Origin of the sequence: Amycolatopsis sp. AA4, from assembly GCF_002796545.1 — a bacterium.
In the GTDB taxonomy this organism is placed as follows: domain Bacteria; phylum Actinomycetota; class Actinomycetes; order Mycobacteriales; family Pseudonocardiaceae; genus Amycolatopsis.
Genome location: NZ_CP024894.1, coordinates 3158599 through 3184890, shown reverse-complemented (window position 1 = coordinate 3184890; position 26292 = coordinate 3158599). Strand labels below are relative to the sequence as shown.

The 26292-nt window shown below is 70.6% G+C and carries 28 protein-coding genes and 1 pseudogene; 10 read left to right on the top strand and 19 right to left on the bottom strand.

Annotation, left to right across the window (positions count from 1 at the left end):
• Positions 1-106: 106 nt before the first annotated feature.
• Complete coding sequence (locus CU254_RS15080) at positions 107-1072, top strand: Lrp/AsnC family transcriptional regulator (protein ID WP_037717198.1); 966 nt, start codon at positions 107-109, stop codon at positions 1070-1072.
• Between the two features lie 124 nt (positions 1073-1196).
• On the top strand, positions 1197-3260 hold the full coding sequence (locus CU254_RS15075; protein WP_009077078.1) for a phosphocholine-specific phospholipase C: 2064 nt from the start codon (positions 1197-1199) through the stop codon (positions 3258-3260).
• Between the two features lie 8 nt (positions 3261-3268).
• Here the strand turns inward: CU254_RS15075 and CU254_RS15070 are convergent, their stop codons facing one another.
• The 3 genes from CU254_RS15070 to CU254_RS15060 form a co-directional block, all read right to left on the bottom strand.
• Positions 3269-4408: an MFS transporter gene (locus CU254_RS15070; RefSeq protein WP_009077077.1), complete on the bottom strand. Its 1140-nt coding sequence runs from the start codon at positions 4406-4408 to the stop codon at positions 3269-3271.
• A 111-nt stretch (positions 4409-4519) separates the two neighbouring features.
• The gene (locus CU254_RS15065) at positions 4520-5050 is read right to left on the bottom strand and encodes a Chromate resistance protein ChrB (RefSeq protein ID WP_037717196.1); all 531 of its coding nucleotides are present in this window, start codon (positions 5048-5050) and stop codon (positions 4520-4522) included.
• A 105-nt stretch (positions 5051-5155) separates the two neighbouring features.
• Positions 5156-5779: a class I SAM-dependent methyltransferase gene (locus CU254_RS15060; protein WP_009077075.1), complete on the bottom strand. Its 624-nt coding sequence runs from the start codon at positions 5777-5779 to the stop codon at positions 5156-5158.
• Positions 5780-5930: 151 nt separating this feature from the next.
• Between CU254_RS15060 and CU254_RS15055 the strand changes: the two genes are divergently transcribed.
• From CU254_RS15055 to CU254_RS15045, 3 genes are all read left to right on the top strand, one after another.
• Positions 5931-6827 carry an RNA polymerase sigma-70 factor gene (locus CU254_RS15055; RefSeq protein WP_037713717.1) on the top strand — a complete coding sequence of 299 codons (897 nt, stop codon included), beginning with the start codon at positions 5931-5933 and terminating at the stop codon, positions 6825-6827.
• Between the two features lie 122 nt (positions 6828-6949).
• Entirely contained in the window at positions 6950-7216 is a 267-nt protein-coding gene (locus tag CU254_RS15050; protein WP_009077073.1) for a GlsB/YeaQ/YmgE family stress response membrane protein, read from the top strand.
• A 178-nt stretch (positions 7217-7394) separates the two neighbouring features.
• Positions 7395-7676, top strand: a complete 282-nt coding sequence (locus CU254_RS15045; protein ID WP_037713714.1) for a DUF3040 domain-containing protein — start codon at positions 7395-7397, stop codon at positions 7674-7676.
• A 316-nt stretch (positions 7677-7992) separates the two neighbouring features.
• On the opposite strand, the gene CU254_RS15040 is transcribed toward CU254_RS15045, so the two are convergent.
• The 3 genes from CU254_RS15040 to CU254_RS15030 all read right to left on the bottom strand — a co-directional run bounded on the left by CU254_RS15040 (position 7993) and on the right by CU254_RS15030 (position 10647).
• The gene (locus CU254_RS15040; protein WP_100266791.1) at positions 7993-8472 is read right to left on the bottom strand and encodes a hypothetical protein; all 480 of its coding nucleotides are present in this window, start codon (positions 8470-8472) and stop codon (positions 7993-7995) included.
• 248 nt (positions 8473-8720) lie between these two features.
• Positions 8721-9629, bottom strand: a complete 909-nt coding sequence (locus tag CU254_RS15035; RefSeq protein ID WP_037713712.1) for a helix-turn-helix transcriptional regulator — start codon at positions 9627-9629, stop codon at positions 8721-8723.
• Between the two features lie 394 nt (positions 9630-10023).
• Positions 10024-10647, bottom strand: a complete 624-nt coding sequence (locus CU254_RS15030) for a superoxide dismutase (protein WP_009077066.1) — start codon at positions 10645-10647, stop codon at positions 10024-10026.
• Between the two features lie 214 nt (positions 10648-10861).
• Here CU254_RS15030 and CU254_RS15025 point away from each other — a divergent pair, with 214 nt between their 5' ends.
• Both CU254_RS15025 and CU254_RS15020 read left to right on the top strand, forming a co-directional pair.
• Entirely contained in the window at positions 10862-11233 is a 372-nt protein-coding gene (locus CU254_RS15025) for a hypothetical protein (RefSeq protein ID WP_037713710.1), read from the top strand.
• A gap of 58 nt (positions 11234-11291) precedes the next feature.
• Positions 11292-11867: a DUF305 domain-containing protein gene (locus CU254_RS15020; RefSeq protein ID WP_037713707.1), complete on the top strand. Its 576-nt coding sequence runs from the start codon at positions 11292-11294 to the stop codon at positions 11865-11867.
• A 143-nt stretch (positions 11868-12010) separates the two neighbouring features.
• Here the strand turns inward: CU254_RS15020 and CU254_RS44935 are convergent, their stop codons facing one another.
• Positions 12011-12433: a fatty acid desaturase gene (locus CU254_RS44935; RefSeq protein ID WP_353611755.1), complete on the bottom strand. Its 423-nt coding sequence runs from the start codon at positions 12431-12433 to the stop codon at positions 12011-12013.
• Positions 12434-12587: 154 nt separating this feature from the next.
• Positions 12588-13052, bottom strand: a pseudogene (locus tag CU254_RS44930) (fatty acid desaturase); the annotation flags it as partial.
• 865 nt (positions 13053-13917) lie between these two features.
• Here CU254_RS44930 and CU254_RS15005 point away from each other — a divergent pair.
• Positions 13918-14694: a methyltransferase domain-containing protein gene (locus tag CU254_RS15005; RefSeq protein ID WP_009077057.1), complete on the top strand. Its 777-nt coding sequence runs from the start codon at positions 13918-13920 to the stop codon at positions 14692-14694.
• On the opposite strand, the gene CU254_RS15000 is transcribed toward CU254_RS15005, so the two are convergent.
• Complete coding sequence (locus CU254_RS15000; protein WP_037713705.1) at positions 14678-15343, bottom strand: DNA alkylation repair protein; 666 nt, start codon at positions 15341-15343, stop codon at positions 14678-14680. The genes CU254_RS15005 and CU254_RS15000 overlap by 17 nt on opposite strands.
• A gap of 87 nt (positions 15344-15430) precedes the next feature.
• On the opposite strand from CU254_RS15000, the gene CU254_RS14995 reads away from it, so the two are divergent.
• On the top strand, positions 15431-15838 hold the full coding sequence (locus tag CU254_RS14995; protein ID WP_009077054.1) for a hypothetical protein: 408 nt from the start codon (positions 15431-15433) through the stop codon (positions 15836-15838).
• Here the strand turns inward: CU254_RS14995 and CU254_RS14990 are convergent.
• The 10 genes from CU254_RS14990 to CU254_RS14945 form a co-directional block, all read right to left on the bottom strand.
• Complete coding sequence (locus CU254_RS14990) at positions 15814-16443, bottom strand: flavin reductase family protein (RefSeq protein ID WP_009077052.1); 630 nt, start codon at positions 16441-16443, stop codon at positions 15814-15816. The genes CU254_RS14995 and CU254_RS14990 overlap by 25 nt on opposite strands.
• 6 nt (positions 16444-16449) lie before the next feature.
• Entirely contained in the window at positions 16450-18072 is a 1623-nt protein-coding gene (locus tag CU254_RS14985) for an amidohydrolase (RefSeq protein WP_009077050.1), read from the bottom strand.
• The gene (locus CU254_RS14980) at positions 18069-19094 is read right to left on the bottom strand and encodes an ABC transporter ATP-binding protein (RefSeq protein ID WP_100266790.1); all 1026 of its coding nucleotides are present in this window, start codon (positions 19092-19094) and stop codon (positions 18069-18071) included. Before CU254_RS14980 ends, CU254_RS14985 begins: the two co-directional genes overlap by 4 nt.
• Positions 19091-19912 (bottom strand): ABC transporter permease, encoded by an 822-nt coding sequence (locus CU254_RS14975; protein WP_009077045.1) that lies wholly within the window; start codon positions 19910-19912, stop codon positions 19091-19093. The genes CU254_RS14980 and CU254_RS14975 overlap by 4 nt, the downstream gene beginning before the upstream one ends.
• On the bottom strand, positions 19905-20786 hold the full coding sequence (locus CU254_RS14970; protein ID WP_009077043.1) for an ABC transporter permease: 882 nt from the start codon (positions 20784-20786) through the stop codon (positions 19905-19907). Before CU254_RS14970 ends, CU254_RS14975 begins: the two co-directional genes overlap by 8 nt.
• Positions 20783-21823, bottom strand: coding sequence for an extracellular solute-binding protein (locus CU254_RS14965; protein WP_009077041.1), 1041 nt, complete (start codon positions 21821-21823; stop codon positions 20783-20785). The genes CU254_RS14970 and CU254_RS14965 overlap by 4 nt, the downstream gene beginning before the upstream one ends.
• A gap of 10 nt (positions 21824-21833) precedes the next feature.
• Positions 21834-23111, bottom strand: a complete 1278-nt coding sequence (locus tag CU254_RS14960) for an aspartate aminotransferase family protein (RefSeq protein WP_009077039.1) — start codon at positions 23109-23111, stop codon at positions 21834-21836.
• Positions 23112-23135: 24 nt separating this feature from the next.
• A complete protein-coding gene (locus tag CU254_RS14955) occupies positions 23136-24575 on the bottom strand; it encodes an aldehyde dehydrogenase family protein (protein ID WP_009077036.1) in 1440 nt (479 codons plus the stop codon).
• Between the two features lie 189 nt (positions 24576-24764).
• Entirely contained in the window at positions 24765-25295 is a 531-nt protein-coding gene (locus CU254_RS14950; RefSeq protein ID WP_050788189.1) for a TetR/AcrR family transcriptional regulator, read from the bottom strand.
• A gap of 105 nt (positions 25296-25400) precedes the next feature.
• Entirely contained in the window at positions 25401-25685 is a 285-nt protein-coding gene (locus CU254_RS14945) for a hypothetical protein (protein WP_009077033.1), read from the bottom strand.
• A gap of 158 nt (positions 25686-25843) precedes the next feature.
• Between CU254_RS14945 and CU254_RS14940 the strand changes: the two genes are divergently transcribed.
• Positions 25844-26275, top strand: a complete 432-nt coding sequence (locus CU254_RS14940; protein ID WP_037713699.1) for a hypothetical protein — start codon at positions 25844-25846, stop codon at positions 26273-26275.
• Positions 26276-26292: the final 17 nt, after the last annotated feature.

The window sequence follows — 26292 nt, the reverse complement described above, 5'->3', positions numbered from 1 at the left end:
CTCTCCTCTCGTAGGTCGTTCGGAACCGACTCTCGGCCCGGCAGCAGTCCGCGAGCCAGAAAGCGACGTGCGAACGGCGGATTCCGACACGAGTACCCTCATGGAGGTGGATTCCGACTACGACGATCTCGACCGCCAACTCGTGCACGCCCTCCAGATCGACCCCCGTGCCCCGTTCAGCGCGATCGCCGACGCGCTCGGCGTGTCGGATCGCACCGTCGCCCGCCGCTACGCCCGGCTCCGGTCGACCGGAGCGGTCCGGGTCATCGGCGGCGTCAACGAGGCAGCTTTCGGTGCGGTGCAATGGTTCCTCCGCATCCGGTGCGCCCCCAGCGCGACGGGCGCGGTCGCCGAAGCCCTCGCACGACGGCCGGACACCGCTTGGGTGAGCCTGACGTCCGGCGGCACCGAAATCACCTGCACAGTCCGGATCGAAAACTCGGCCGACAGCGAAGCGTTGCTGCTGGCCAAACTCCCGCGCACGCCCCGGGTCGAAGGCGTCACCGCGCATTCGGTGCTGCACGCGTTCTACGGCGGTTCCGACAGCGTGGTCGCCAAAATCGGCACGCTGGACGACGCCGCTGTCACCCGGTTGCGCCCGCCGCCGCTCCCCCTCCGGCCCGGACCGGCGACGCTCGACGACGGCGACCGCGCACTCCTCGCCGCGCTCGCCGACGACGGCCGCGCCGGATTCGAACAGCTCGCCGCCGCGACCGGCTGGTCCGCGACCACCGTCCGCCGCCGCATGGCGGAGCTGCGCGAACGGGGCGTGCTGTATTTCGACCTCGACCTCGACTGGCGGTTGTACGGCAAGGGAATCCGGACCCTGCTGTGGCTTTCGGTCGCCCCGGCGGCACTGGAAGAAACCGGCACCGCGCTCGCCGCGCACCCCGAAGTCGCCTACGCCGCCGCGACCACCGGCCCCACCAACCTGTACGCGACCGTGGTGTGCGCCAGTCACCAAGAGCTGTACCGCTACCTCACCACCAGCGTCGCCGCGCTGCCCGCGGTCACCCACGTGGAAACGGCCCCGGTGATCAAGACGGTGAAACAGGCAGCAAACCGGCGGTGACGCAGTACAAACGGGCGCCATCCCGGTCGGCGGTTGACAGCGCACCGGCGATCCGTCGATGATTCGTTCGGCTTTCCCGGTGGGAAATTCCCGAACGCGTCCGCGACTTGTCGAGGAGACACCGATGTCATCGGTCAGCCGTCGCAGATTCATGCAGCTCGCCGCGGCGACCGCCGCCGGCACTGCGCTGCCCGGGAGCATCGCGCGGGCAGCCTCGGTGCCGGCCGCCGTGCGCACCGGCACCCTCGCGGACGTCGAGCACGTTGTCGTGCTGATGCAGGAAAACCGGTCGTTCGACCACTATTTCGGGACCCTCAACGGCGTCCGCGGCTTCGGCGACCCGCGTCCGGTTTCGCTGCCGAACGGAAAACCGGTGTGGCATCAGGCCGATTCCAGCGGCGCCGTGACGCTGCCGTTCCGGCCCGCCGAGGACAACCTGGGCCTCACCTTCATCGAGGATCTCAACCACGACTGGAACGGCACGCACACCGCGTGGAGCACCGGCCGGTGGGACAAGTGGATCCCGGCGAAAACCCGCACCACGATGGCGTATCTGACCCGCAAGGACATCCCGTTCCACTACGCGCTCGCCGACGCGTTCACCGTCTGCGACGCGTACCACTGCTCGATGCTTTCCTCGACCGATCCGAACCGGTACTACTTGTACACCGGATGGACCGGAAACGACGGCTCCGGCAACGGACCGGTGCTGGGCAACGAAGAAACCGGCTACGGCTGGACCAGTTTCCCGGAAATCCTGGAAAAGGCCGGGATTTCGTGGAAGATCTACCAGGACGTCGGCGACGGCCTCGACAAGGACCACGGCTGGGGCTGGACGAAAGACCCGTACATCGGCAACTACGGCGACAACTCGCTGCTTTACCTGACCCAGTACCAGAAATCGGCTCCGGGCACGCCGCTCTACGACAAGGCCCGCACCGGCACGCACGCCACCGCGGGCGAGGGCTTCTTCGACCACCTCACCGCGGACGTCAAGGCGAACCGCCTGCCGCAGGTTTCCTGGATCGTGGCCCCGGAAGCGTATTGCGAGCATCCGGCGTGGCCGGCCAATTACGGCGCCTGGTATGTCTCCGGCGTCCTCGACGCGCTGACGGCCGATCCGGACGTGTGGAGCAAAACCGTCCTGCTCATCACTTACGACGAGAACGACGGTTTCTTCGACCACGTCGTGCCGCCGTATCCGCCGCGCGACGCGAACTGGGGAAAGTCGACGGCGAGCGTCGCCGGCGAATGGTACGAAGGCGGCGCGGCCGCGTCGTACGCCAAAGGAATGCCTTACGGACTCGGCCCGCGCGTTCCGCTGCTGGCCATCTCGCCGTGGAGCACCGGCGGCTGGGTCTGCTCGCAGACTTTCGACCACACCTCGCTGATCCAGTTCGTGGAAAAGCGCTTCGGCGTGCACAACCCGAACATTTCGCCGTGGCGCCGCGCAGTGTGCGGGGACCTCACGTCGGCGTTCGATTTCACCGGAGCCAACAGCGGTGTCCCGTCCCTGCCCGGCACCGGCGGATACCAGCCGCCCGCCGATCACCGCACCCCGCCGACCTATCACCCGGTGCCCCCGTCGAACGGTTCGCTCCCGAAACAGGAACCCGGCACCCGCAAAGCGCGCCCGCTGCCGTACGACCTGGCCGCGGACACCGAGGCCCGCGATGGCCGGATGTACTTCACCTTCGCCAACCTTGGCGACGCCGGAGCCGGATTCCACGTGACGTCCCGGATGCGTTCCGACGGTCCGTGGCCGTACACCGTGGAAGGCCACAAGTCGGTCACCGACAGCTGGCAGTTGCCCAGCGGCGCGGGAGATTGGTACCAGTACTCAGTTTTCGGCCCGAACGGCTGGCTCCGCGAACAGGAGGGAACGGTCGGCGGCTTGGGCCCGGAGGTGACCGCCCGGCACTACGACGGCTACGTGACGGTGACGTTCAAGAACCCGACCAGCCGCACGGTCACCTTCACCGGCGTGGACGCGTACGCGCCTTCGGAGTCGTACCACTACACGCTCGCCCCAGGCACCTCACGCGCGGTTCCGAAGTGGGGTGTGGCCAACGGCTGGTACGACATCACGGTCAAGGCGGATCACGACGGGAAATACGTCCGGCGCTTCGCGGGCCACGCGGAAACCGGCCGGGCCTCGACGAGCGATCCGGCTATCGCTACCAGCTGACCTCCCGATCACCGCCTTCGGAAGCCAGCCACCACCAAGCCCAGCACGGCCAGCACTACCGCCAGCCCGCCGAATCCCGCCCCCAGCGTGGCCGCCGACGCGAGCGCGCCGACCAACAGCGGACCACCGGCATCCCCCAGTTCACGACCGACCTCGGCCGCCCCCATCGTCTGCCCGAGCCGTTCCTTCGGTGCGGAACCAGCGAGGTGCGCGAACCCGATCGGCGTCGCCACCCCGACCCCGGCGCCGATCGCCACCGCCGCGACCACCACCCCCACGACGCCCGGCACGAGCGCGCCCAAAGCCAACCCGGCCGCGGTCAGCAGCAGCCCGCCGGCCATCCCCCATCCGTCGGGGATCCGTCCGGCGTCCCGCAGCCGACCGGCCCACGGCTGCACCAGCGCGGAGCACAACGCCAGCACCGACACCACCGCGCCGGTCGCGACCGTGCCGAGCCCGCTCGCCGCCCCGGTCACCGGCAGGAATCCGATGCCGACCGCGAGCGCTCCGGTCGTCCCGGCCAGCACCGCGGTCGGCCGGAGGAACCCGGGCTCAGCCAGCCGGCGGGCAAGGTCGAGCACGGTCTGCCGCTGCCGAGGCAACGGCTCCGGCGCGGGCACCGCCAGCGCGGCCCATCCGGCGACCACGAAGGCCAGCACCGCAAGAGTGCCGAACAGCAAGGAAAATCCGCCTACCGTGATCAGCACGCCGCCGAGCAACGGGCCCAGCGTGTACCCGACGCTCTTCCACGCGCCGTAACCGCCGAACGCGCGCCCCTGCCGTTTCGTCGGCGACAGCCGCGCGACCAGCGCTCCGGCCGCGGGCGAGAAGGCCGCCGCGGCCGCGCCCTGACCGAATCGCGCGAGCCCGACCGCCGCCGGATTTCCCGCGACGACGAAGGCCGCCGACGCGAGCGCGAACGCCAGCAGCCCGCCGAGCAGCACCGGCCGCGGCCCGATCCGGTCGGCCAGCGAACCGAACACCGGCTTGAGCACGACCTCGGCCCCGTCGTAGACCGCGAGCAGCAATCCCAGGGTCAGCAAGGAATCGCCGTGCGTGTACGCGCCGAGGCTGGCGGCGATGCTGTGCGCACCGAACGCCGTGACGAACCCGGCGGCGTACAGCGGACGCAGCTCAGCAGAACGCATCGGAAATCCTCACCTCCGGTCCGGGCCGGAAGACCCGCTTTGGTGTCGCCTGCGAAGGGAGCCGCTCAACCCGGGAACGCACGTCGGCCCCTCGCCGCCGCGGGCGGCCCTTCACATCTGGTGCAGGGCTTGGAAAACCTGCTCGGTGTAGTCGGCGAGCCGCTCCGCGCACTGCTTCAGCCGCTGCTCGGCCTCCGCCGCCGAGGGCGCGCCGAACACGTCGCGAGCCTTCAAGTCCCGATGCCAGCGCCGCAACCGCTCGAGGCTCTGCTCTTCCTCCTCCAGCTCGGCCATCGTGAACTTGCCGATCCGGATTTCCTTGGCGATCTCCGCGTCGAACTTCCCGCAGTCGGCCAGGAACTCCGCCCACTCCTCTTCCCGCTCGGCAGTGAACAGCTCCGCCAGCCGCGAGCCGTCGCGTTCGGCGGCGTCGAGCGTGATCACCTCGCCCTCGCCGCGTTCGGCCAGCTCGACGACCCGCGCGACGCCTCCGGCGAACCCGGGCACGTCCGGCACCGCCCAGGCGCCCTGCCCGATCGACAACGCGCCTGCCCGCCGCAGCTCCCGCCACACGGCGACCCGGTGCCGCGACGGCGCGGACGGCACCCGCACTACCAGCACCAGCCATCTGTCCCCTGCCACAGCGGTGAATGTAGCACGTGTTACATGCGTCCAGGTAGCGCACTGGTGCAGCTCGCGATCGAGGTTCGCGCTTTCCTTCTGCCGCACCGGATCCACCGCGCAGGACTAAGCGGCCTTCCGCGCGGCCACCCGTTCCACGATCCCGGCCTTGCTCCGCTCCGCCCGCTCCACCTCGAACCCGGCCGCGGCGAGCAACGGCAGCGGCCGCCGGGTCAGGTAATCCCCCAGCTGCCAAACGGTGAGCTTCTCCAGCAGCCGCTGAGCAGCGAGAACGAACCGGCGGTGGCTGCCGACGTGGTCCAGCAGCAGCAACTGCCCGCCCGGCCGCAGCACCCGGTGCATCTCCGCGAGCGCGCCGCGTTCGTCCGGCACGCCGCACAGGCCCAGCGTGCAGACGACCGTGTCGAACGTGCCGTCCGGGAACGGAAGCGACTGCGCGTCGGCCTCGGTCAGGGTCACCTCCCGCCCGGTCTCGGCGGCCCGGCCGCGGGCCAGGTCCAGCATCGACGGGCTGAGGTCGATTCCGGTCAAGCGCACGTCCGGCGGATACCAGGGCAGGTTCCGGCCGGTCCCGACCGCGACCTCCAGCACTTCCCCCGAAGCCTGCCCGCACACCCATTCGCGGCCGTCGGCGAGCAGCGCCCGCTCGAGCCACGCGATGTCGCGGTCGTAGCGCGGCGCGGCCTTGTCCCACGTCCGCCGCAGCCAGTCCGGTCCCCGCTCCGCCATCGTCGCGAACTCCTCTCCGCCGAGGTCTTCTCCGGCTACCCTCGCATCCCGCGGGGGACTTCGGCCACGACGCCGACCGGACCTGATGTCACAAACTCCCGGCGGCCGGCGTCCTGTGGGCGATCGACCCCGGAGCACGAAGGAGCCACCCATGACAGCGCCCGGCGAAGCGAGCCCGGACCTCGCCACCGAGACCTTCCTCGCCCACCGGAACCTCCTGTTCACCGTCGCGTACGAGATGCTCGGCTCGGCCGCCGACGCCGAGGACGTGCTGCAGGAGACCTGGCTGAAGTGGGCGGGCGTCAACCTCGACGAGATCCGCGAGCACCGCGCCTACCTGGTCCGGATCACCACGCGCCAGGCGCTGACCCGGCTGCGCACGCTCGGCAGGCGCAAGGAGTCCTACGTCGGCACCTGGCTGCCCGAGCCGCTGCTCACCGCGCCGGACGTGGCCGAGGACGTCGAACTCGCCGACCACGTGTCGATGGCGATGCTGCTGGTGCTCGAAACGCTGCGGCCGACCGAGCGCGCGGTGTTCGTGCTGCGCGAGGTCTTCGACCTGCCGTACGACGAAATCGCCGAGGCGGTCGGCAAAACCCCGGCCGCGGTGCGGCAGATCGGGCACCGGGCGCGGTCGCACGTGTCCGCCCGCCGTCCGCGCGGCGACGTCACGCCCGCCGAAACCAGGGGTGCGCTCGAAGCGTTCCATCGGGCCGTCGAGACCGGCGACCTGCAGGGACTGCTCGATCTGCTCGCCCCGGACGTCGTCTTCCTCGGCGACGGCGGCGGCGTGAAACAGGCGGTGCTGAGGCCGATCGTCGGCGCGGACAAGGTCGCGCGCCTGCTGGCCGCCGGGAGCGCCCAGATCCCCGCACCGCTGCGCCCGATGCAGGTCAACGGGCACCCGGCGCTGGTGCTGAAGCTCGACGGCGAGGTCGACACGGTGCTCACGCTCCGCATCGACGAGGGCAAGATCACCGGCCTGTACGCGGTGCGGAATCCGGCCAAACTGTCGCATATGGACACGGAAACCTCCCTGCGCCGCTGAATCCGGCCGGGGCCGCGGAAAGCGGCCCCGAAGCTGGCGCGCGCCACCCGGTCGGACCATGCCATCCTGGTCCGACCAGAGGCGGCCCGCCGGGCCGCCGCCGTACCGAGGAGAGGACCGACGTGGGCGTTGTCAGCTGGATCGTGCTGGGCCTGATCGCCGGATTGATCGCGAAGGCCCTCATGCCGGGCAAGGACCCGGGCGGCTGCATCATCACCATCCTGCTCGGGATCGGAGGCGCGTTCGTGGGCGGCTGGATCGGCAAAACGCTGTTCCACACCCAGCTCGGGACGTTCTTCGACCTGCGCACGTGGGGTCTCGCGGTGCTCGGCGCGCTGGTCATCCTGACCGGCTACCGGCTCATCGTGGGCGGCCGCCGCCGCGACTGACCCGTGCGGGCGGCCGGCCGCATCCGGCGGGCCGCCCCTTCGCTTTCGCGGCGCACCGGCCGCATTCCGCGCCCTCGCCCGCACGGAGCTTCGAATCGAACTCGACCCCGGATTCCGGCCGCGTTTCGTGGCAGAATCAGCGGAGAAGTCCCGGCCAGGTCGACGGGCGGAGCGGACGATGGCGCTGCGCGACCACGAACAACAGCAGCTGGACGAGATCGAACGCCGCCTCGCCCAGGAAAATCCGCGCCTTGCCCGCCGCTTCGAGAAGTTCCGCCCGATGCCGGTCGTCACCTTCGCCGCGGCCGCGCTCGGGGTGCTCAGCGTGTTCCTGACCGGCCTGGTGACCCTGGTGGTCGGCTTCGGGATGGGCTCCGCCCCGCCGATCATCGTGGGCGCCGTGCTGACGACGGCGATCCCGCTCGCGCTCGTCTGGTTCTACCGCTGTCATTGGCGCTGACTCGCGCCCGTGCCTGGATCGGGCGCTGGTTCGCCGGGAAGATCCGCGCCTTTGCCCGCTGGCTCGACAAGTTCCTCCCGAGTTCGGCAGCCACCCCCCGCCTCGACTGGCTTGGCCACGCTGGCAGTCAGGCTCGACGTGGGCTTCACCGCAACGAACCCCTCGCGATCATCCAGGCCTGGTGCCGCCTCGCCGGGAAGATCCGCGCCCTCCGGCAGTCACCACCGGCTTGACCACGCGCACAGCCGAGTCCGGCAGAAGCTTCACCGCGCCGAGCGCAGTACCGCAGCGATCCCCCGGTTCTGCCGCCATCCCCTCACGCGGCGACGCGCCCCCGCGAGAAACGGCGGTACAGCGCGAATCCCGCGATGGCGGTGACCAGTTCCCAGGCGATCGTCGTGATCAGCGACACCGACAGCACGTCGAGCCGGTCCGGCGACGAGGACCGGAGCTGGCCCCGCGCGTCGACGCGGACGCGGGTCAGGCCGCGGGCCGCCGGGTCGGAGCGCAGCGGGATGGTCGCTTCCTCGGCGCCGCCGTCCGGGGCGGTCCACCGGACGCGCCGGGTGTCGGGCACCGCGGCGCCCTCGGTCCCGCGCAGGGCACCGGATCCGGGCTGGACGGCGGCAACTACGGACCGGCCGGGCGCGCGGTCGATCGCCGCCGAGCCCTGCCGGTGGATCCACAGCCCCAGCGCGACCCCGGCCAGCGCCGAGACCGCGACCGCCGCGGCCAGGACCGGGAGGAGGAACACGCGCCCGCGCACCGCGGACCCGCGGAAACCACCAGAAGCCATGCTCCGAGAATGCCGGGAAAACCGGGAACCCGGGAGGGTTTGCGAACAAATGTGCCCAAGTCGCGGGAAAAAGCGTCCGCGGCGGGCAATCGGCACCGCGCCAACACCCGATTTCACCCGTTCTTTTCACTCATTCGTGCGTAACGCCACACAGAGGCAACCTCGGACGACCCTGGTCGCCCCGTTTAGCCGCGTCGTTTATTGCCGCCGTCGTCCGCCAGTACGTGGGATTCTTCCGAACCGCGCCCTTAAGCGCCGGACGCGCTCAGCAACGCCAGCCCGGTGGCCGTCACCGCGTGCCGGACGGTATTCCCGTCCCGCTGGCTTTCGACTAGCCCCGCGCGGCGCAGGACACTCGTGTGTTTGCTCGCCGCGACCGGGGTCACGCCGATCTCCCCGGCCAGTTCGGCGGTGGACCGCGGGACCGCCAGCGCGTGCAGGGCCCGGGCCCGGATCTCGCCGAGCAGGTCCGGCAGCGGGTCCGGGGCGGCCTCGAGCGCACGCTCCTCGGCCCGGGCCAGTACCACCGGCTGCTCCGGTCCGGTCGCCGGATCCGGTTCCACGACCCGGAAATACGCCGGGATCACGAGCAAGCCTCCGAAGTAGACACTGCGGTCCGCGGAAGGCCCTCCGGAGAACTCCGGGCTCTCCCAGCGAATCGGCGCGACCTGTCTGTTCCCGGCGGACGGCCGCACCGGAGTCTCGCGCGCCGCGCCGTACGACGTGAGCGCCGATCCGAGCAGCGCGCGGGCCCCGTCGGCCACCTCGCCGACCCACGACGGCGCGACTCCGTGCACGAAAAACGTCTGCAGGTCGGCGCGCAGCCTCGTTTTCTCCACGCGCACGACGCCGTCTCCCGCGACCGGGCCGAGCTGCCGCCGCTCGGCCGGTCTCCCTATCCCCGTGCCGCGGCCGGACGGCAGCGCCTTCGCGGCCCGGGCGGACAACTCCAGTGCGGGCGCCGGACGCGGATGCGGCAGCAGCCCCTCCCGGCGAAGCTGCTTGCGGACGCGCGCGGACCAGACCCGCGGCCCGGCCGCCGGGCGGCGGCTCTGCAGCGCGGTGAGGCTCAGCACCAGTTCCCACAGCGGATCGGGGCCGGTGCGCCCCCTCGCCCGGCCGAAATCGTCGTCGGTGAAATGAATGCGCAACGCCATGTGGCTCCCCCTGCCCCCCGACATGGTTGCTCTTCCAGGGTGCCGCGCCGGTCCGGCTCTGTCCAGGCGCTTTTTCCGTTCGGGGAAAGAACCCACCGAATGCCAGCGAATCTCGCTGAATCAGGTGGTCCTTGTGCCGGGGAGGCGAGGCAAATCGGGTCGTTGGATCGGAGTCCGCATTCGGCGAACGTGCCGCGGGCACGCCCGGATGCACTCCGATCCCGCCGGTGCGAGCGGCTTCCGGGCGGCGCGGCGAGTGCCGACAGACCAGCAGTTCCCGACATTTGCCGCAGCGATTTCCCCCACCCGGGCGACAAAAGCCGCGCCGCAATAGCGAAACGGGGCCCGGCCGCGTGGGCCGGACCCCGTTTCCGGTGCCTTCAGTGCGTCGGACTCAGCCGAGCAGGAGGCCGTTGCCGCCGGCGACGGCGTTGTCGAAGCGCTTGCTGATCTCGGCCCAGTTGAAGATGTTCCACAGGGCGTTGACGTAGTCCGGCTTCACGTTCTTGTAGTCGAGGTAGAACGCGTGCTCCCAGACGTCGACCAGCAGGATCGGCACGGTCGGCAGGATCAGGTTGTTGTGGTGGTCGCGCAGCTGCTGGGTGATCAGGGTCTTGCCGATCGGGTCCCAGGACAGTGCGCCCCAGCCGTTGCCCTGGATGGTGGTGGACACGGCGGTGAACTGGGCCTTGAACTTGTCGAACGAGCCGAACGCCTCGTCGATCGCCGCGGCCAGCTCGCCGGTCGGCTTGTCCCCACCCTCGGGGGAGAGGATCTTCCACCACACGACGTGGTTGGCGTGCCCGGCCAGGTTGAACGCCAGCGTGGTCTCCAGGCCGACGATCGAGCCGAAGTCGCCCGCCTCGCGCGCGGCGGCGAGCTTGTCCAGCGTGTCGTTCGCGCCCTTGACATAGGTCGCGTGGTGCTTGCTGTGGTGCAGCTCGTTGATCTCGCCGGAGATGTGCGGCGCGAGGGCGCCGTAGTCGTAGTCGAGTTCGGGCAGCTCGTACCGGGCCATGGGGCCCTCCTTCTTTCTTCGACATCAAGTCTTGCCCCCTCGAACCTAGTAGCACACCCCCGCCCCGGGCGAGCGGGGGCGGCCTCGGCGCCACAGGCTGGAACCTGGTTGAGTGAATGTTCAACTTCCAGTACTGAACGGCTTCGCCGACCACTCAGCGTGACCGGTTTGTCCGGCCCGCGCCGGTCCCCCGGCACCCGGTACGGTGAGTCCCATGGCGACGTCCCGGCTCGGCAGCGTGCAGCGGGTGCTGCTGCTGTTCGCGCTGGCGCTGGGCATCGCGGTGATGCACCACGTGCCCTCCCCCGGCACCGGGCACGCCATGACGAGCCAGGTGTCGGTCGAGACGCACTCGTCCGCCCCGGCCGCCGACTCCGGCATGCCCGCCGGCGAGCATTCGATGCTGCACCTCTGCCTGGCCGTCCTGTACGCGGCCGGCGCGCTCGTGCTCGGCCTGCTGGCCTTCCGCCGCCGCCCCGCCGCGAAGGCGGTGTTCGACGGCACGCGCGGCTCCCCCGCCGCCGACCGCCCTCCCGACAGACGGGGCCGCGTCGTCCTGGCTTCTCTCTGCGTGTTGCGAACCTGATCGGCATTGCGCTTTCCGGTCTTTCCTCGCAATTTTCCTTTTGAGAGAAGGTTTTTTCGTGCGCAAAATCTTTTTCAGCGGCGCCGTGCTGGCCGCGTCGCTCCTGCTCGGCGCGTGCGGCAACGCGGAAACCTCCGCGCCCGCGCCCAGTGCGCAGGCGGGGCACAACGCCGCGGACGTCGCGTTCGCCCAGCAGATGATCCCGCACCACCAGCAGGCGCTGGAGATGGCGAAAATGGTGCCGTCGCGCAGCAACGACCCGAAGGTGGTCGACCTGGCCGGCCGGATCGACCGGGCGCAGGACCCGGAAATCCGGCAGATGCAAGGCTGGCTGGCGACCTGGGGCGTCCCGGCAACCAGCCACTCCATGCCGGGCGGCCACGAAATGTCCGGCGGCCACGCGATGACCGGGATGATGTCGGACGCCGACATGAAAAGCCTGGACGCGGCCAAGGGCCCGGCCTTCGACCGGTCGTGGCTGGAGATGATGATCAAGCATCACCAGGGCGCGGTGGAGATGGCGAAGACGGAACTGGCCCAGGGCGCGGATGCCGGGGCCAAGGCGCTGGCGCAGCGGATCATCGACGCGCAGCAGGCGGAGATCGCCGAGATGCAGGGGTTGGTGAAGGGCTGACGGCGTGGGGTGCCGGGGTCGCCGGTGCGGCTCCGGCGCCCTTGCCCGCCGACTCGTGGTCGAGAGCGGCGGACGCCGTGCGGCAGGTCCGAGCCACCCGGCCGGGCAGAGGTCCGGGCCGATCGGCCTAGGTCAGTCCGCCTTCACCGGACGCCGCTCCCGGCCCGCGACGCCGTCCGGAGCGGAGTTCCGACCTGGTGCAGATGCCGCAGGACGTCCGCGTAGGTGCGCAGCAGTCCGCCCTGGCTGTAGCTGATCCCGCGGGCCAGGCAGAAGTCCCGCACCAGCGGCTGTGCCCGGTGCAGGGTCGCCATCGGGATGCTCGGGAAAAGGTGGTGCTCGATTTGGTAGTTCAGCCCGCCCAGCGCGTACGTCATCCAGCGGCCGCCGCGGACGTTGTGCGACGTCAGCACTTGGCGGCGGAGGAAGTCCAGGCGGTGCCCGGGTTCCAGGTGCGGCATCGCCTTGTGGTTGGGCGCGAACGAGCATCCCATGTAGACACCCCAGGCGGCGTGGTGGACCACGATGAACACCGCGGCGATTCCCGGCGGCAGCAAGAGAAACACGGCCGTGAGATAGGCGGCGACGTGGACGGCCAGCAGGATCGCGTCGAGCCTGGGGGGACTTGGTTCCGCCGTGCCGCACCGCTTTGATCCCCGACCAGTGCAGGTCGACGCCTTCCAGCAACAGCAACGGGAAGAACAGGAACGCCTGGTATTTCGCCATCCAGCGCAGGAAACCCGCCTTCGCGCGGCTTTGCCGGGCGCTGAACGCCAGCGCGGGAATGTCGATGTCCGGGTCGGATTCTTCGAGGTTCGGGTTCGCGTGGTGGCGCGTGTGCTTGCCGACCCACCAGCCGTAGCTCAGCCCGACCAGCGCGGCCAGCGCCGTGCCCGTCGCGTCGTTCGCGCGGCGGCCGCGGAAGATCTGCTTGTGGCCGGCGTCGTGGCCGAGGAAGGAAAGCTGGGTGTAGCCGACGGCCAGCAGCGCCGCGGTGCCGAGCTGCCACCAGCTGGCGGCGCCGAGCGCGAGCAGCACCCACGCCCCGCCGAACGCGAGCAACGCCGCCGCGCCGCGCACGAGGTAGTGCACCGGACGGCGGCGGAACAGCCCCGCGTCTTTCACCAGAGCCGAAAGCTCGGCGAACTCGCTCCCGTGCCCGGTGCCCTCTGCCGGTCTGTCCATTTCCCGCTCCGCATCGGATGGTGTGCCGGACAACCGCGGTGGTTCGACAAGGATGAAGGCCCGGCGCGCTCCCGGCGCCGGTACTCGCGGGAAGGTCCCGCGCCCCTCGGTCGCGGCGGCCGGACGGCGCACTCGCACGACTGAGGTCTCGCCGCCGAGCCTACACCCCGGACCGTTGGCGAAGGGGAATCCGGCCCGGCCGGGGGAACTTTTCCGCCGCGCCCGGCCAGGTCCATTCGAGTGTTCCCGCCGGTGCCGCGCCTCGCTCCGGAATTCCCTTGCGACCACGGGATCCTTGGACTTCTCGCCAGTCCTCCCGCCGGGTGTCCGGGACGCGGCGGCGCGCCGGGTGCGGCCGAGGGTGTACCGTCAGTGGTGTCCGAGAACATCTCGTGCGCCGGCAGTCCCGGCTGATCCGGTCAGGGCGCACGCACGCCATGTCGTCGGGCCCACGGCACACCGCCGTCACTCCCTCGCGGCCTGTCAGCCGCCGAGCTGCCCTCGCTTCGGCCGCCCCGCGCGGCATCAGCCAGTGGCGCCCTCCCGGGACGACGGCGGTGCGACGTGGACCAGCCGCCCGGTTCGTCTTGTTCCGTCGCGGTTCTGGCTTTGCCGAAAGGAAAACTCATCACTGCCGCAGTCAGTTCGCCGCTCTTCAGCCATCCCGTCGCCGAAAGCCCGCGCCCCGGCGCGCTCGTCCGGCCGCAGGAGGACCGCTACGGCGGCCTGTTCCGCCAGCCCGGCTCTCCCGCGTCGCCCGCCGGACCGGCGGAATCGCAGCCGATTTCCCGGCGAGCGCGCCACCGTCGCTGATTCCGCCCCTCGACCCTCGGCGAAGACGGAACTTTTTGGTTGACTCGAAGCCATGGCCGAGACTTTCGGGGTTCCCCGTCCGGACAAAATCGACTACTACGCCCAGGTCGCCGAAGCCGGACGCGACTACAAACGGCAGGTAGTGGCCGCGCTCGACCTGCGCCCCGGCCTGACCGTGCTGGACGTCGGCTGCGGTCCCGGCACCGACCTGCCCGCCATGGCCGACGCGGTGGGCGCCACGGGTTCGGTCCTCGGAGTGGACACGGAACCGGCGATGGTCGCGGAAGCGGAACAGCGGGTCTCGTCCCTGCCGCAGGTGTCGGTCCGGCTGGGCGACGCGCAAGCGCTGCCGCTGGCCGACGCGAGCGTCGACCGGGTACGGGCGGACCGGATGGTCCAGCACGTCGCCGACCCCGCCGCGGTTTTCGCTGAACTGCACCGCGTCCTGCGGCCGGACGGGCTGGCGGCGATCGCCGAACCGGATTGGGACAGCCTGGTGGTCGACCCCGGAGAGCGCTCGACGAACCGTGCGTTCAACCGGTTCGTGTGCTCGACGATGGTGCGGAACGCGACCGTCGGCCGTTCCCTGGCGAGGCTGGCGTTGGCTGCCGGACTGGAGGTGCGCGACGTTTCCGTTGCCACGCCAGTGTTCCGCGATTTCGGGACGGCGGACAAGATTCTCGGGCTGAGCCGCAACACCGAACGCGCGGTGCGCGCGGGCCAACTGGACCGGACTGCCGCCGACGAATGGCTGGCGGCACTGGCCGCAGGCCCGTTTTTGGCGGCGAGCATGGTTTTCATCGGGGTCTTCGTCAAGCCTTCCGCTTGACCATCTCCGAGATCCACACCGGCGCGTACGGCGACGTGCAGTTCGGCGGCGTCGGATAGTCCTTGAGCACGCCGAGCCGCTCGCCGATGCCGATCGCGCGGGCGCACAGGCCGGGGTTTTCGATGCCGATCTGGGCGAGACACTGGTTCATCGCCCACTGCAACCTCTCCGGGGCGTCCTTCATCTCGGCTTCGATGACGTCGAGCAACCCGGAAAGGTCGAGCCCCGCGGGCTTCTTCGCGACGCGGTCCGCGGTCAGCGCCCATCCCGCGCTCGCGACCACCGGGTCGGGGTCCTCGAGCCAGACGACGCGAAGATCCTCGGCGTGGCGGCTCTTCTTGACGATGTTCGCGAGGAGCCAGTCGTGGACTTTGGGCTTGCCCGCCTCGCGCAGCATCCGGTCGAGGTCGTCGCGCTCGAACTGCTTCGGCCTGGCAACGAGGATCGCGAGCAGGCGGGCATTGGTGTCCCCGGTCTGCCAAAGTTCGCGGGCGAGATCGGGCTGGGCTTTGAGTTCTTTGGCGAGGGCGCGAAGCTTGCCGAGGTTGACGCTGTGGTCGTCACCGTGGTTCTCGTTGACGGCCCGGATCCTGGGATCGTCCATCTCCGCGAGCCGGTCGAGGACCCCGTCGAGGGTTGCGTCGGCCACGAGAACCTCCCTGCTCAGGTGCGGACAGCGCCGAGGTTACGCGAAAGGGCGCGGTAACGCGGACGGACTCAGGGACGTCTCTCTGACATGACCCGGGTCCGCTTCGCCGTCGCCGCCATCGCAGTGACCTTGACGCTGGCCGCGTGCACCGAGAACCCGCCCGCCCAGCATGCTGTCGCGGCAGCGCCGCCGACGAGCCAGCTCAGCCCGGAACCCGCCCAGACCACGGCCCCGACTACGGCACCGCCGGCTGCCTCAACCTCGGCCAAGGCGACCAGCGCACCCAAGACCAGCACGCCGAAAGCCAACCAGCGCGACCTCTCGACCGGCCCCGGTTGCGGCCAGCGGGCGGTCACCGCGGGCAAGTTCAACCCTCGCTGCAAGGAATACCAGGGCTACCTCGACCCCGGCGGGCCCGGCCGTCCGAAGACCTCCGGTGAAATCCAGCACGATTACCTCTGCCAGCAGGGTCAGCTGCCCAAGTCGGAGTGCTGACTCCCGGCCAGAAACTCCTCCGGAGCAGGAATCGGCACCCGCACCCAGTTGTTCACCCGGGTGAACGTCGCGCCGCCCATGCGGCCCACCGGCTGGTACGCGTCCTGGTCCAGCCTGCCGTCCGGGCGCAGCAGGCGGTCGTCCACCGCTACCCCGACGACCTCGCCGAACACCAGGTGCGCGCCCCGGAACTCCTCGATTTTCACCAGCGTGCATTCCAGGCTCGGCCCCGTCCCGGCGGGATGGGGTGCGGCGATCCTCACCCCGGATTCCCACGACAGCCCCACGTGCTCCGCCTCGTCCACCGAAGAGTCCACAGTGGACGCAGTGCGCGCGACCAGTTCCTCTTGCCCGCTCAGCGCTATCGTGATCGCGAACTCTCCCTGAGCCGAGATATTGGTCAGTGTGTCCTTCGGCGCTTCGGAAATCGAGAAGACCACCGTCGGCGGGTCCATCGTCAGCGGCGCGAAGTAGCTGAACGGCGCGAGGTTCCGCACGCCCGCGCCGTCCACCGTGCTCACCCACGCGATCGGGCGCGGGACGACGGCGTTCTTCACCATCCACACGAAAGCACCGCGATCGGCGTCGGTGTTGCTGCTGTACACGGAACCTCACTCTGTCACTGTCCGTCCCCCGAGCATGGTCAATTCCGACCGTACGCTCAGTAACTCGGCCGCCGCAGCGGTGACCGGATCGTGGGCGAAGACCGCCAGATCGGCGAGGGAACCGACACTCAGTGTGCCCTTGACCGACTCCGCGTGTTCCAGCCACGCCGGGCCGATGGTCCACAGCCGCAGCGCTTCTTCCCTGGTCAGCGGGCTGGCGACGGCGGAGTAGGCGTTCGGGCCGGGCGAGCCGGTGAAGGTCGCGACGCCGCGGCGCCAGTCCGGCACGGTCACCGGGGCGTCCGAGCTGTCGGCGACCGCCACGCCGTGGTCCAGCAGCGCCCGCGCGGGGAACGCGTCAGCCCACCGCGCCTCGCCCAGCACGCGGACCATCGACGGGCCGCTGTAGGTGCGCATCAGCGAGCTGGTGATGACCCCGATGCCGGACCGCGCCAGCCGGGAGAGCACCGCGGCGGACAAGAAGGTGCCGTGGATCAACGCGTGCCGGGCGTCTGGCCACGGGTCGGCCGCCTGGGCCGCCTCGATGGCGTCGACCACCGCGTCCGCGGCCCGGTCTCCGGTCACGTGGACCTGCACCCGGACCCGCCGGACGTGGGCGGCCAGGACCAGTGCGTGCAGCTCACGGACCCGCGCGTCGTCGTCGGGGCCGAAGGTCACCAGGCTGCCGTGCCCGCCGGACGGGTACGGCGAGTGCATCCACGCGGTGCAGTGCGTCGGCACCCCGTCGGCGAACAGTTTGATCCCGCCGATCCGCAGCAGGTCGTCGCCGACCGAGAAATCCGTCTCGTCCAGCAGGCGCGCGAGCGAGGCGGCGGACGTCGCCGGCGACGGCCAGTTCCAGTGCAGCAGCGCGGTGATCCGCATCCGCAGGCGGCCGGCGGCGTGCAGGTCCCGGTAGTCCTGCCACAGGTCCGGCGGGACGATCGGGTCGGTCACGCTCGTCATCCCGAGCGCGTTCAGCCGTTCCATGGTGCGCACGATCGAATCCAGCCGGACGGACCGGCTCGGCTTCGGCACCAGCGAAGCGACCAGTTCCTGCGCACTCTCCACGAGCACCCCGGTCGGCTCGCCCGCGGCGTCCCGCACGATCTCCCCGGCTTCCGGATCCGGTGTCGCCGCGGTGATCCCGGCCCGCTCGAGCGCCGCGCTGTTCGCCCACACCTCGTGGGACGACGCGTGATGCAGCACCGCCGGCCGCCCGCCGGTCACCTCGTCGAGCCAGGCGCGCGTCGGCGCCGCTCGTCCGTCGGCGAACTCGGCGATCGTCGTTTCCCGCCAGCCGCGGCCGACGAGCCACTCCCCCGGCGGCGCGTCGGCCAACGCGCGAGCCACCGAAGCCAACGAAGAGGCAGCGGAAAGGTCCACGGCGAACTCCGGACCGGCGGCCGCGTGGAAGGCCAGGTGCAGATGCGCGTCGTTCAGTCCAGGAAGGACAGTCCGGCCCGCCAGTTCGATGACCCGCGCGTCCGGTGCGGCCGCGGCGGACACCGTCTTGTCGTCGCCGACCGCGGCGATCCGGCCGTCCGAAACCAGCACCGCGGAAGCGGTCCCGACCTCCGGGTCGAAGGTCCGGACCACTCCGCCGCGCAGCAGTACCTGCTCGGTCATACCGCCGCCAATTCCGGGACGTCGCCGCTCGGCACCACGGCCTGATGCTCCGGATGCCAGGCCACGACCACCTCGTCCCCCGGCCGATGGTCGTGCGCGACCCCGGCCGCCAGCACCGCGCACCCGCGCGCCCCGTCGGAATACCGCAACCAGATCCGCGTGTGATCGCCGACGTACACGATGTCGGTCACCCGCGCGCTCGCCCTCTGGTGTCCGCTCGGGACTGGCGCCGCGGGGGCGTGCAAGGTCAACCGCTCCGGCCGCACGATCGTCACCTCCCCCGGCGTCAGCGACAACGCATTGGACTCGCCGACGAACTGCGCGACGAACAACGTTTCCGGCCGCTCGTACAATTCCTCCGGCGTGCCGATCTGTTCGATCCGGCCGTCGTTGAACACCGCGATCCGGTCCGACAACGTCAGCGCCTCCTGCTGGTCGTGCGTCACGAAAAGGAACGTCATGCCCAGTTCCCGGTGCATCCGCGCGATCTCGCGCTGCAATTGGTCCCGCAGTTTCTTGTCCAACGCGCCGAGCGGCTCGTCCATCAGGAGCGCACGCGGTTCGTACACGACCGCCCGCGCGAGTGCGACGCGCTGCTGCTGACCGCCGGAAAGCTGGCGCGGCAACCGGTCCCGCACCGCCGACAGCCCGACCAGCTCCAGCACCTCGTCCACCCGCCGCGCGACCTCCGCCTTCGGCACCTTGCGCTGGGTCAGTCCAAACGCGACGTTGCGCGCCACCGACAGATGCGGAAACAGCGCGTACTGCTGGAAAACCACGCCGAGGTTCCGCCGGTGCGGTTTGAGCCGCGAGATCTCCTGACCGTCCACAGTGATCGATCCGGACGTAAGCGGGGTGAACCCGGCGATCATCGACAGCATGGTCGTCTTGCCCGAACCGGAAGGGCCGAGGAAGGTCATGAACTCGCCGTCGGCGATGTGCAGCGAAACGTCGTCCACGGCGGGCCGGTCGACGCCGGGGTAGGCCTTCGTCACGTGTGCGGTCGCGATTCCGTCAGTCATGATTGCTCTTTTCGGCGCAGAACGGCGGGGACGAACAGCAGAACGGTGGTGAACACGACGATCAGGCTCGACGCGGCGGCGATCGTCGGGTCGATTTCCAGCACGATCGATTCGTACATTTTCACCGGAAGCGTTTTGATCGCGGGCGTCTGCAGGAACAACGCGACCACGACCTCGTCGAACGACGTGGCGAAGGCGAACACGAATCCGGAGAGCACGCCGGGCGCGATGATCGGGAGCACGACCTTCCGCATGGTCGTGAACCGGGGCGCGCCGAGGCTGGCCGCGGCCTTCTCCATGATCGGGTCGTACCCGGCCAGGCTCGTCCGAACGGACGTGAGCACGAACGGCAGCCCCAGCACCGCGTGCGCCAGCACGAAACCGAGCATCGTGCCGTTCAGCTGCCAGCGCAGGAAAACGCCGTAGATCGCGACCGCCACCACGATGCCGGGCAGGATCATCGGAGCCATCAGCAGCTGCCGGACGACGCCCCGGCCGCGGCCGCGCATCCGGTCGAGCGCGAAAGCGGCCGCCACGCCGAGCACGGTCGCCAGCGCCGCCGCGAGCAGGCCGACCTGGACCGAATTCGCCAGCGCGGCCAGCCATTGCTTGCTGGTGAAGAACTCCGCGTACCAGTGCCACGACCAGTCCTTCGGCGGGAACTCGAACGTCGAGCCCGCGCCGAAGCTCATCGGGATCACCACGAGCGTCGGGGCGACGAGCACGAACGCGACGAGGACGACCCATGCGCGCAGGCCCCAGCCGAGGCTCCGCTGCCGCACCGCGGCGGCCCTGCTGATCGACGGATTGTCAGCCACGGCCGGCACCTCCCGCCGCACTCGTGCCCAGCGGCGCGGCCACGCGGCCGAGCACGGCGAGCACCACGAGAGTGACGACCAGCAGGATCGTCCCGAGCGCACCGGCGCCCGCGAAGTCCAGCAGGTCGTTGACCTGGGTCCCGATCACCTGCGCGACCAGCGCCTGCTGCGGCGTGCCGAGCAGCGCCGGGGTGATGTAGAAGCCCAGCGACATGATGAACACCACCGACACGCCGGCCAGCACGCCCGGCATCGACAGCGGCAGGTAGACCCGCAGGAACGCGATCGGACGCCGCGCGCCGAGGCTGCTCGCCGCGTGCAGCAGGGTGCGGTCGATGCCGAGCATCGAGCTTTGCAGCGGCAGCACCATGAACGGCAGCATCACCTGCACCATCGCGACCGTCACGCCGGCCACCGAACCCAGGAGCACGACGCCGTCGAAGCCGATCGCCGACAGCGCCTTGTCGAGGACGCCGCCGCGCTGTTCGAGCACGTACCAGGCGAAGTTGCGCGCCATCAGGCTGGTCCAGAACGGCATCAGCACCAGCAGCGTCAGGAGAGACCGGGCGCGACGGCCGACGAGCGTCATCGCGTACGCGTACGGATAACCGATGACGAGCGTGGCCGCGGTGATGATCAGCGCGGTCCGCAAAGTCCGCAGCAGCACGCGAAGCTGCACCTCGTCGCCGAGCACCGCCAGGTAGTTGCCGATCCCGAACGACGGTTCGGCGAAGCTCCGCCAGAGGATCACCGCGAGCGGGTAGAAGAAGAACACCAGCACCACCGCCGCGGCGGGGAGCAGCAGCCACGAAGTCCGCCGTTTTTCGCGCCCGGCCCGCGGCACGGCCGGGGCGCGGGTGGCCGCGGCGGTCATCCGGTCGTCCAATCCGACCACGCCTTCACCAGCGCGGGCCGGTTCGCCGCCCAATAACGCACGTTGCTGAGCACTCGCAAGTCCTCCTTGCCCTCGCCCCAGATGTCGAGCTGGCGGGCGATCTCCGAGCGGGCGGCGGGGGCGGCCGTGTTGGCCGGTCCCACGCCCGCCCGCGCGGCGAAGTCCGCCGCCTGCGCCGGTTGCGAGGCGAAGCGGATGAGCTTCTTCGCCTCCTCGGCGCGTGCCGTCCCCTTCGGCACCACCAAGACATCCCAGGTCACCGGCACTGGGATGCCAGGCACCACTTTCCAGTTCGTCGCCCCCGCCTTGAGCAGCGAGAACGCCCGCGCGCTGACGATCAGCGCCAGATCCGCCTGCCCGCCGGCCATGCGCTGCTGCTGGTCGCCGTACGTGCTGCTGATCGCCAGTTGCGGCCGGATCCGGTCGTACATCCGCAGCGCGCGGCGCATGTCGAGCGGGTACAGCCGGTCTCGCGGCACGCCGTCGGCCAGCAGCGCCGCCTCGATCGTGCCGACGCTCGGGTCGCCGCCGTAGATGATGCGGCGGCCCGGGAACTGCTTGGGATCGAAGAAATCCGCGAGTTTCGTCGGCGGATGCTGGCCGTAGACCTTCGAGTCGTACATCAGCATCATGCCGAAGAACGCGTCCGGCACCCCGCAATCGGTGAGCGAGCCCTCCGGGAACCCGGCGGCCTGCGCACCCATGTCGACGGGTTCGAGCAGGCTGCCGCACACCGCGGCGGCAGCGGACGCGTCGGTGTCGACGACGTCCCACGTCACCTTCCCGGCCTCGACCATCGCCTTGAGCTTGGCGTTGTTCGACGGGCCGTCGAGGGTGACCGTGGTCCCGGTCTGCTTCTCGTACGGGTCGAGCCACGCGGCGCGCTGGCCCGCCTGGTACGCGCCCTGGCCGTAGGAAACGAACACGAGCGAGTTCGGGCCGCCCTCGGAAATCGCGCAGCCGGCGGTGGCGAGCAGAAGCGCGGCGGACAACAGCGTCGGCATCCGGCGTCTCATGGCTCCTCCGTCAGCTCGCCGCGGCCGCGACGTGCTTGCCCAGCACGTCCGCCAGCGTGTCGATCTGGTCCTCGGTGATCACCAGCGGCGGCGACAGCACGATGCTGGTCCCGGACGCGCGGACCACCACCCCGTCCGCGCGGCAGCCCGCCTGCACCGGGGCGGTGGGCCGGTCGGCGAACTCGATGCCGAGCATCAGGCCGACGCCGCGGACCTCGCGCACGTGCGGCAGCTCGGCGAGCGGGTCGAGCCGCGCGCGCAGCCGGGCGCCGAGGACGGTGGCGCGTTCGAGCAGGTTCTCCTTTTCGATGAGGTCGAGGTTCGCCAGCGCGACCGCCGCGCCGACCGGGTGGCCGTTGTAGGTGAAGCCGTGCAGGAACGTCGCCCCGTCGGCGAGTTCGAGCACCCTCCGTCCGATCAGGACCGCGCCCATCGGGATGTACCCGCTGGTGAGCCCCTTCGCGGTGACGATCATGTCCGGTTCGACGCCGAAATGCTCGCTGCCGAACCAGTGCCCGGTGCGGCCGAACGCGGTCACGATCTCGTCCATGATGAGCAGAATCCCGTGTCGGCGCAGCACTTCCTGGACGCGCGGCCAGTAGCCCTCCGGCGGCGGCACCATCCCGCCGACGCCGAGCACCGGCTCTCCGATGAACGCGGCGATCCGCTGCGGACCGATTTCCTCGATGCGCTTCTCCAGCTCTTCCACCAGAAGGTCTGTCGCATGTGGACCGTGTTCGAGGCCGTGCGGTTTGCCGAGCCATTCGACGTCCGGCAGCAGCGGGCCGTATCCGGCGCGCAAGCCCTCGATCCCGGTCGCGGCCAGCGACGCGCCGCCCATGCCGTGGTAGCCGCCGTGCCGCGCCAGCACCACCGTGCGATCCGGCTGGCCCGCGTGATGGAACGCGAGCCGGGCGAGTTTGATCGCGGTTTCGTTGCCTTCCGACCCTCCGTTGGTGAGGAAAACCCGTTCCAGCCCGGCCGGGGCGAGCGACAGCAGGCGTTCGGCGAGCCGGATCGACGGGGCGTTGGAGTAGTCGCCGAACGACGAGTAGAACTCCAGCTTGCGGATCTGCTCGGCGGCGACGTCGGCGAGTTCGGCGCGGCCGTGGCCGACCGGGCACTGCCAGAGGCCGCAGGTGCCGTCGAGGTACTGGTTGCCGTCGGTGTCCCACAGCAGCGCGCCTTCGCCGCGGTCGAGGACGAGCGGTGCGGCCGGATCGCCGATGACGGTGTGCGGATGGACGAGGCTGCGCTGGTCGGCGGCGGCGAGTTCAGCGGTGGTCAATGCGGATTCCTTTCCGGACGCGGTTCAGAACCGCAGAGCGACGGCTTTGGTCTCGGTGTAGGCCTCGATGCCTTCGGCCCCGCCTTCGCGTTCCTGGCCGGAGTTTTTCTGGCCGCCGAACGGAAGTTCCGGACGCACCGGCGCCGGGTCGTTGACGCCGAGCACGCCGAAATCGAGCCGGTCGAGCGTGCGCCAGATACGGCGCAGATCGGTGCCGAACACGTACGCGGCGAGGCCGTAATCGGTGGAGTTGGCCAGTTCGATCGCTTCGTCGTCGGTGCGGAAGGGCGACACCGCCAGCACCGGGCCGAACGTTTCCTGGTGGCTGATGAGCATGTCCGGGGTGACGTCGACCAGCACGGTGGGCTCGAAGAAATGGCCCGGCAGCGCGGAATCCGTCCACCGGTTGCCGCCGACGAGCACGCGCGCACCCTTGCCGACCGCGTCCGCGACCTGGTTCTCCACCTTCGCGAGCCCGGCTTCGTCGATCAGCGGCCCGACGTCGGTGCCCTCGGCGTCGCCCCGGCCGACCTTCAGCGCGGCGGTTTTCTTCTCGATCAACGAAAGCAGGTCGTCTCGGACGCTTTCGTGGACGTACAGCCGGTTCACTGCCGTGCAGCTCTGCCCGGCGTTGAAGAACTTCCCGGCGACGACACCCGCCGCGGCCGCTTCGAGATCGGCGTCCTCGAACACGATCGCCGGGGAATGCCCGCCCATTTCGAGCGACGTGCGGCGGAGAACGTCGCCGGTCCGGCGCAGCAGGCCCAGTCCGACCTCGGTGGAGCCGGTGAAACTGACCTTGCGCAGCCGCCGGTCGGCCAGCAGCGCGCCGACGAGTTCGGCGGGCCGGGCGGTGGTCAGCGACTGCAGCACCCCGTCCGGCAATCCGGCGCCCTGCACGATTTCCAGCAGCGCGGTGGCGATCAGCGGGGTCTGCTCGGCCGGCTTCGCGAGCACCGGGCAGCCCGCCGCGAGCGCGAGCCCGACCTTGCGGATCAGCATGCTGGCCGGGAAGTTCCACGGCGTGATCGCGAGCACCGGGCCGACCGGCGCGCGCAGCACGAGCCCCGGGCCGGCCGCGTTCGCCGGGGTGACCCGTCCGTACGCGCGGCGGCCCTCCTCGGCGGCCCACTCCAGCATCCGGGCGGCTCCGGCCAGTTCGCCGTTCGCCTCGGCGAGCGGTTTCCCGTTCTCGCGGCTCAGCAACGCGGCCAGTTCTCCTTGCCGGGCACGGATTCCCGCGGCCGCGGCGCGCAGGTGGCCGCTGCGGGTCTCCGGGTCGGTGCCCGCCCAGCCGCGGGCAGCGCGCGCGGCCGCGGCCAGTGCCTCCCGCGCCTGTTCGGGCCCCGCGTCGGCGGCCTGGCCGAGTACGGCGAGGCTCGCGGGGTCGACGACGTCGAACGTCGCCGGGGCGGAACGCCAGCGGCCGTCGATCAGCAACGTCGCGGCGGCGGTGTCGGGCATCGGTGCGCCTTTCGGGTCGGCGGGTTTCGGGATGCGCCGAGTGTGCCCCCGGGTGTTGATTAAGTCAACACCCGGGGCGGGCGGGAAATTCCGAAAAGGACAGTGGGAAGATCTTGCGGCACAACGGTATTCGGCAACACCTCGACCCCGGCCGCGTCGTGCGCGGCCGGGGCGGGTTTCGGATTCGCGTTACCGCGCGGCCGCGAGCAGGCCGCGCAGGGCTTCGAGCGCCGGGCCCGGATCGACGTCCGGATCCGCCGCCTGGTGCAGGAACATTCCGTCGAGGGCGTAGAAGACGAGCTGGGCCAGCCCGCCGTCCGCCGACAGTTCCTTGCCGACCGCGGCGAGATAGCCGTCGTAGAGCCGCCGCACGACCGGCCGCAGTTCGGGCCGCCGCGCCGCTTCCACGACCAGCTGGTACTGGAACACTTGCAGGTCCGCGCTGTCCCGGAACCGCCGGCGCACCTCGGGACCGTCCGCGCAGACGCCGGTGCGGGCGCCGATCAGGCCGTTCTCCGCGCTTTCCTCCAGCACCAGGTCCAAAGAGGACTGGAGGAGGTCGTCGATCGAGGAGAAATGGTGCTGGACCGCGCCGGTGGTGCAGCCCGCCGCCCGCGCGACCGCCCGGTAGGTGAGGCCACGCAACCCTTCGGAGGCGACCACGCCGACCGCCGCCCGGCGCAGGGCGAGCTTCGTCCCGGTCGGGTCGTCCGCGCTCATCCGCACCTCCTCGGCTGGGGTGGCGTTCACGCTACATTACATTTGTAATGCAGACCAGAGCGGCGAGTATCCCGAAGAGAACTCGCGCACTGCAACGGATTCCGGTCAGGCTTTCACGGCCGCCAACGCGGCGAGCACGCGCTCCCGGGTCGGCACATCGAGCCGGCAGGCCTCCCCCGCGACCGATTCGGCCGTGCCCATCACGTCGGTCCCGTCGACCAGGATCGTCGGCGAGCGGTAGCGGCCGATGCGTTCGACGACCGCCGCGTCGAGGCCGCTCTCGGCCAGGCAATCGGCGACGAGCGACCGGGCCGCCTCGGCGTTCGGGCAGTCCGGCGCGGTCAGCAGTTCCACCCGTGTCCCGCGGATTTCCGGCCCGGTCGCGCACATGCGGCCAGCGTAATCCTCCGGCGCAGTTTTCGGGCGGCTGCGAAGGGTGTACCCACCTTCACCGTCAAGTCGGATAGGAGCGCTACTGCCCCGGGCACCCCGCGAAAGACATGCTGATGCCGTGCCCGAGAGGCGGGCACCGGAGGGAGTCGGGTGTCATGGCGAGCGCTGTCCCGCGGATCCTTCCGGAGGCAACCGCTTCGCCGTTACCGCTGCTGCTGCGCCGGACGGCCACGGTACTGACCGTGCTCGGGCTGGCGATGGTTCCCTGGCTGGTCTTCCTGCACACCGAACTGCCCGCCACCGCCCAGGCCGCGCATTGGGCCTGGACCTGGACCGGCCTGGACAGCCTCGAGGCGCTCGGTCTGCTCTCCACCGGACTGCTCCTCAAACGCGGCGACCGCCGGGCCTGCCTGACCTCCGCCGCGACCGCGGCCCTGCTGGTGGTCGACGCGTGGTTCGACACCATGACAGCCGCCCCGGGCGCGGACTTCACGATGGCGGTCCTGATGGCGGTCCTCGCCGAACTGCCGCTGGCGGCGGCCTGCGCGGTGCTCGCGACCCGAGCCTTTCCCCGGCCGGGCGCATGAGCGGCGAAGCTCAGGGG

Bases quoted from the DNA above. Each gene is read 5' to 3' on its own strand.
- CU254_RS15075 (WP_009077078.1), top strand. From the start codon at position 1,197: ATGTCATCGGTCAGCCGTCGCAGATTCATGCAGCTCGCCGCGGCGACC.
- CU254_RS15070 (WP_009077077.1), bottom strand. From the start codon at position 4,408: ATGCGTTCTGCTGAGCTGCGTCCGCTGTACGCCGCCGGGTTCGTCACG.
- CU254_RS15060 (WP_009077075.1), bottom strand. From the start codon at position 5,779: ATGGCGGAGCGGGGACCGGACTGGCTGCGGCGGACGTGGGACAAGGCC.
- CU254_RS15055 (WP_037713717.1), top strand. From the start codon at position 5,931: ATGACAGCGCCCGGCGAAGCGAGCCCGGACCTCGCCACCGAGACCTTC.
- CU254_RS15045 (WP_037713714.1), top strand. From the start codon at position 7,395: ATGGCGCTGCGCGACCACGAACAACAGCAGCTGGACGAGATCGAACGC.
- CU254_RS15040 (WP_100266791.1), bottom strand. From the start codon at position 8,472: ATGGCTTCTGGTGGTTTCCGCGGGTCCGCGGTGCGCGGGCGCGTGTTC.
- CU254_RS15035 (WP_037713712.1), bottom strand. From the start codon at position 9,629: ATGGCGTTGCGCATTCATTTCACCGACGACGATTTCGGCCGGGCGAGG.
- CU254_RS15030 (WP_009077066.1), bottom strand. From the start codon at position 10,647: ATGGCCCGGTACGAGCTGCCCGAACTCGACTACGACTACGGCGCCCTC.
- CU254_RS15025 (WP_037713710.1), top strand. From the start codon at position 10,862: ATGGCGACGTCCCGGCTCGGCAGCGTGCAGCGGGTGCTGCTGCTGTTC.
- CU254_RS15005 (WP_009077057.1), top strand. From the start codon at position 13,918: ATGGCCGAGACTTTCGGGGTTCCCCGTCCGGACAAAATCGACTACTAC.
- CU254_RS14995 (WP_009077054.1), top strand. From the start codon at position 15,431: ATGACCCGGGTCCGCTTCGCCGTCGCCGCCATCGCAGTGACCTTGACG.
- CU254_RS14985 (WP_009077050.1), bottom strand. From the start codon at position 18,072: ATGACCGAGCAGGTACTGCTGCGCGGCGGAGTGGTCCGGACCTTCGAC.
- CU254_RS14980 (WP_100266790.1), bottom strand. From the start codon at position 19,094: ATGACTGACGGAATCGCGACCGCACACGTGACGAAGGCCTACCCCGGC.
- CU254_RS14970 (WP_009077043.1), bottom strand. From the start codon at position 20,786: ATGACCGCCGCGGCCACCCGCGCCCCGGCCGTGCCGCGGGCCGGGCGC.
- CU254_RS14965 (WP_009077041.1), bottom strand. From the start codon at position 21,823: ATGAGACGCCGGATGCCGACGCTGTTGTCCGCCGCGCTTCTGCTCGCC.
- CU254_RS14955 (WP_009077036.1), bottom strand. From the start codon at position 24,575: ATGCCCGACACCGCCGCCGCGACGTTGCTGATCGACGGCCGCTGGCGT.
- CU254_RS14950 (WP_050788189.1), bottom strand. From the start codon at position 25,295: ATGAGCGCGGACGACCCGACCGGGACGAAGCTCGCCCTGCGCCGGGCG.
- CU254_RS14945 (WP_009077033.1), bottom strand. From the start codon at position 25,685: ATGTGCGCGACCGGGCCGGAAATCCGCGGGACACGGGTGGAACTGCTG.
- CU254_RS14940 (WP_037713699.1), top strand. From the start codon at position 25,844: ATGGCGAGCGCTGTCCCGCGGATCCTTCCGGAGGCAACCGCTTCGCCG.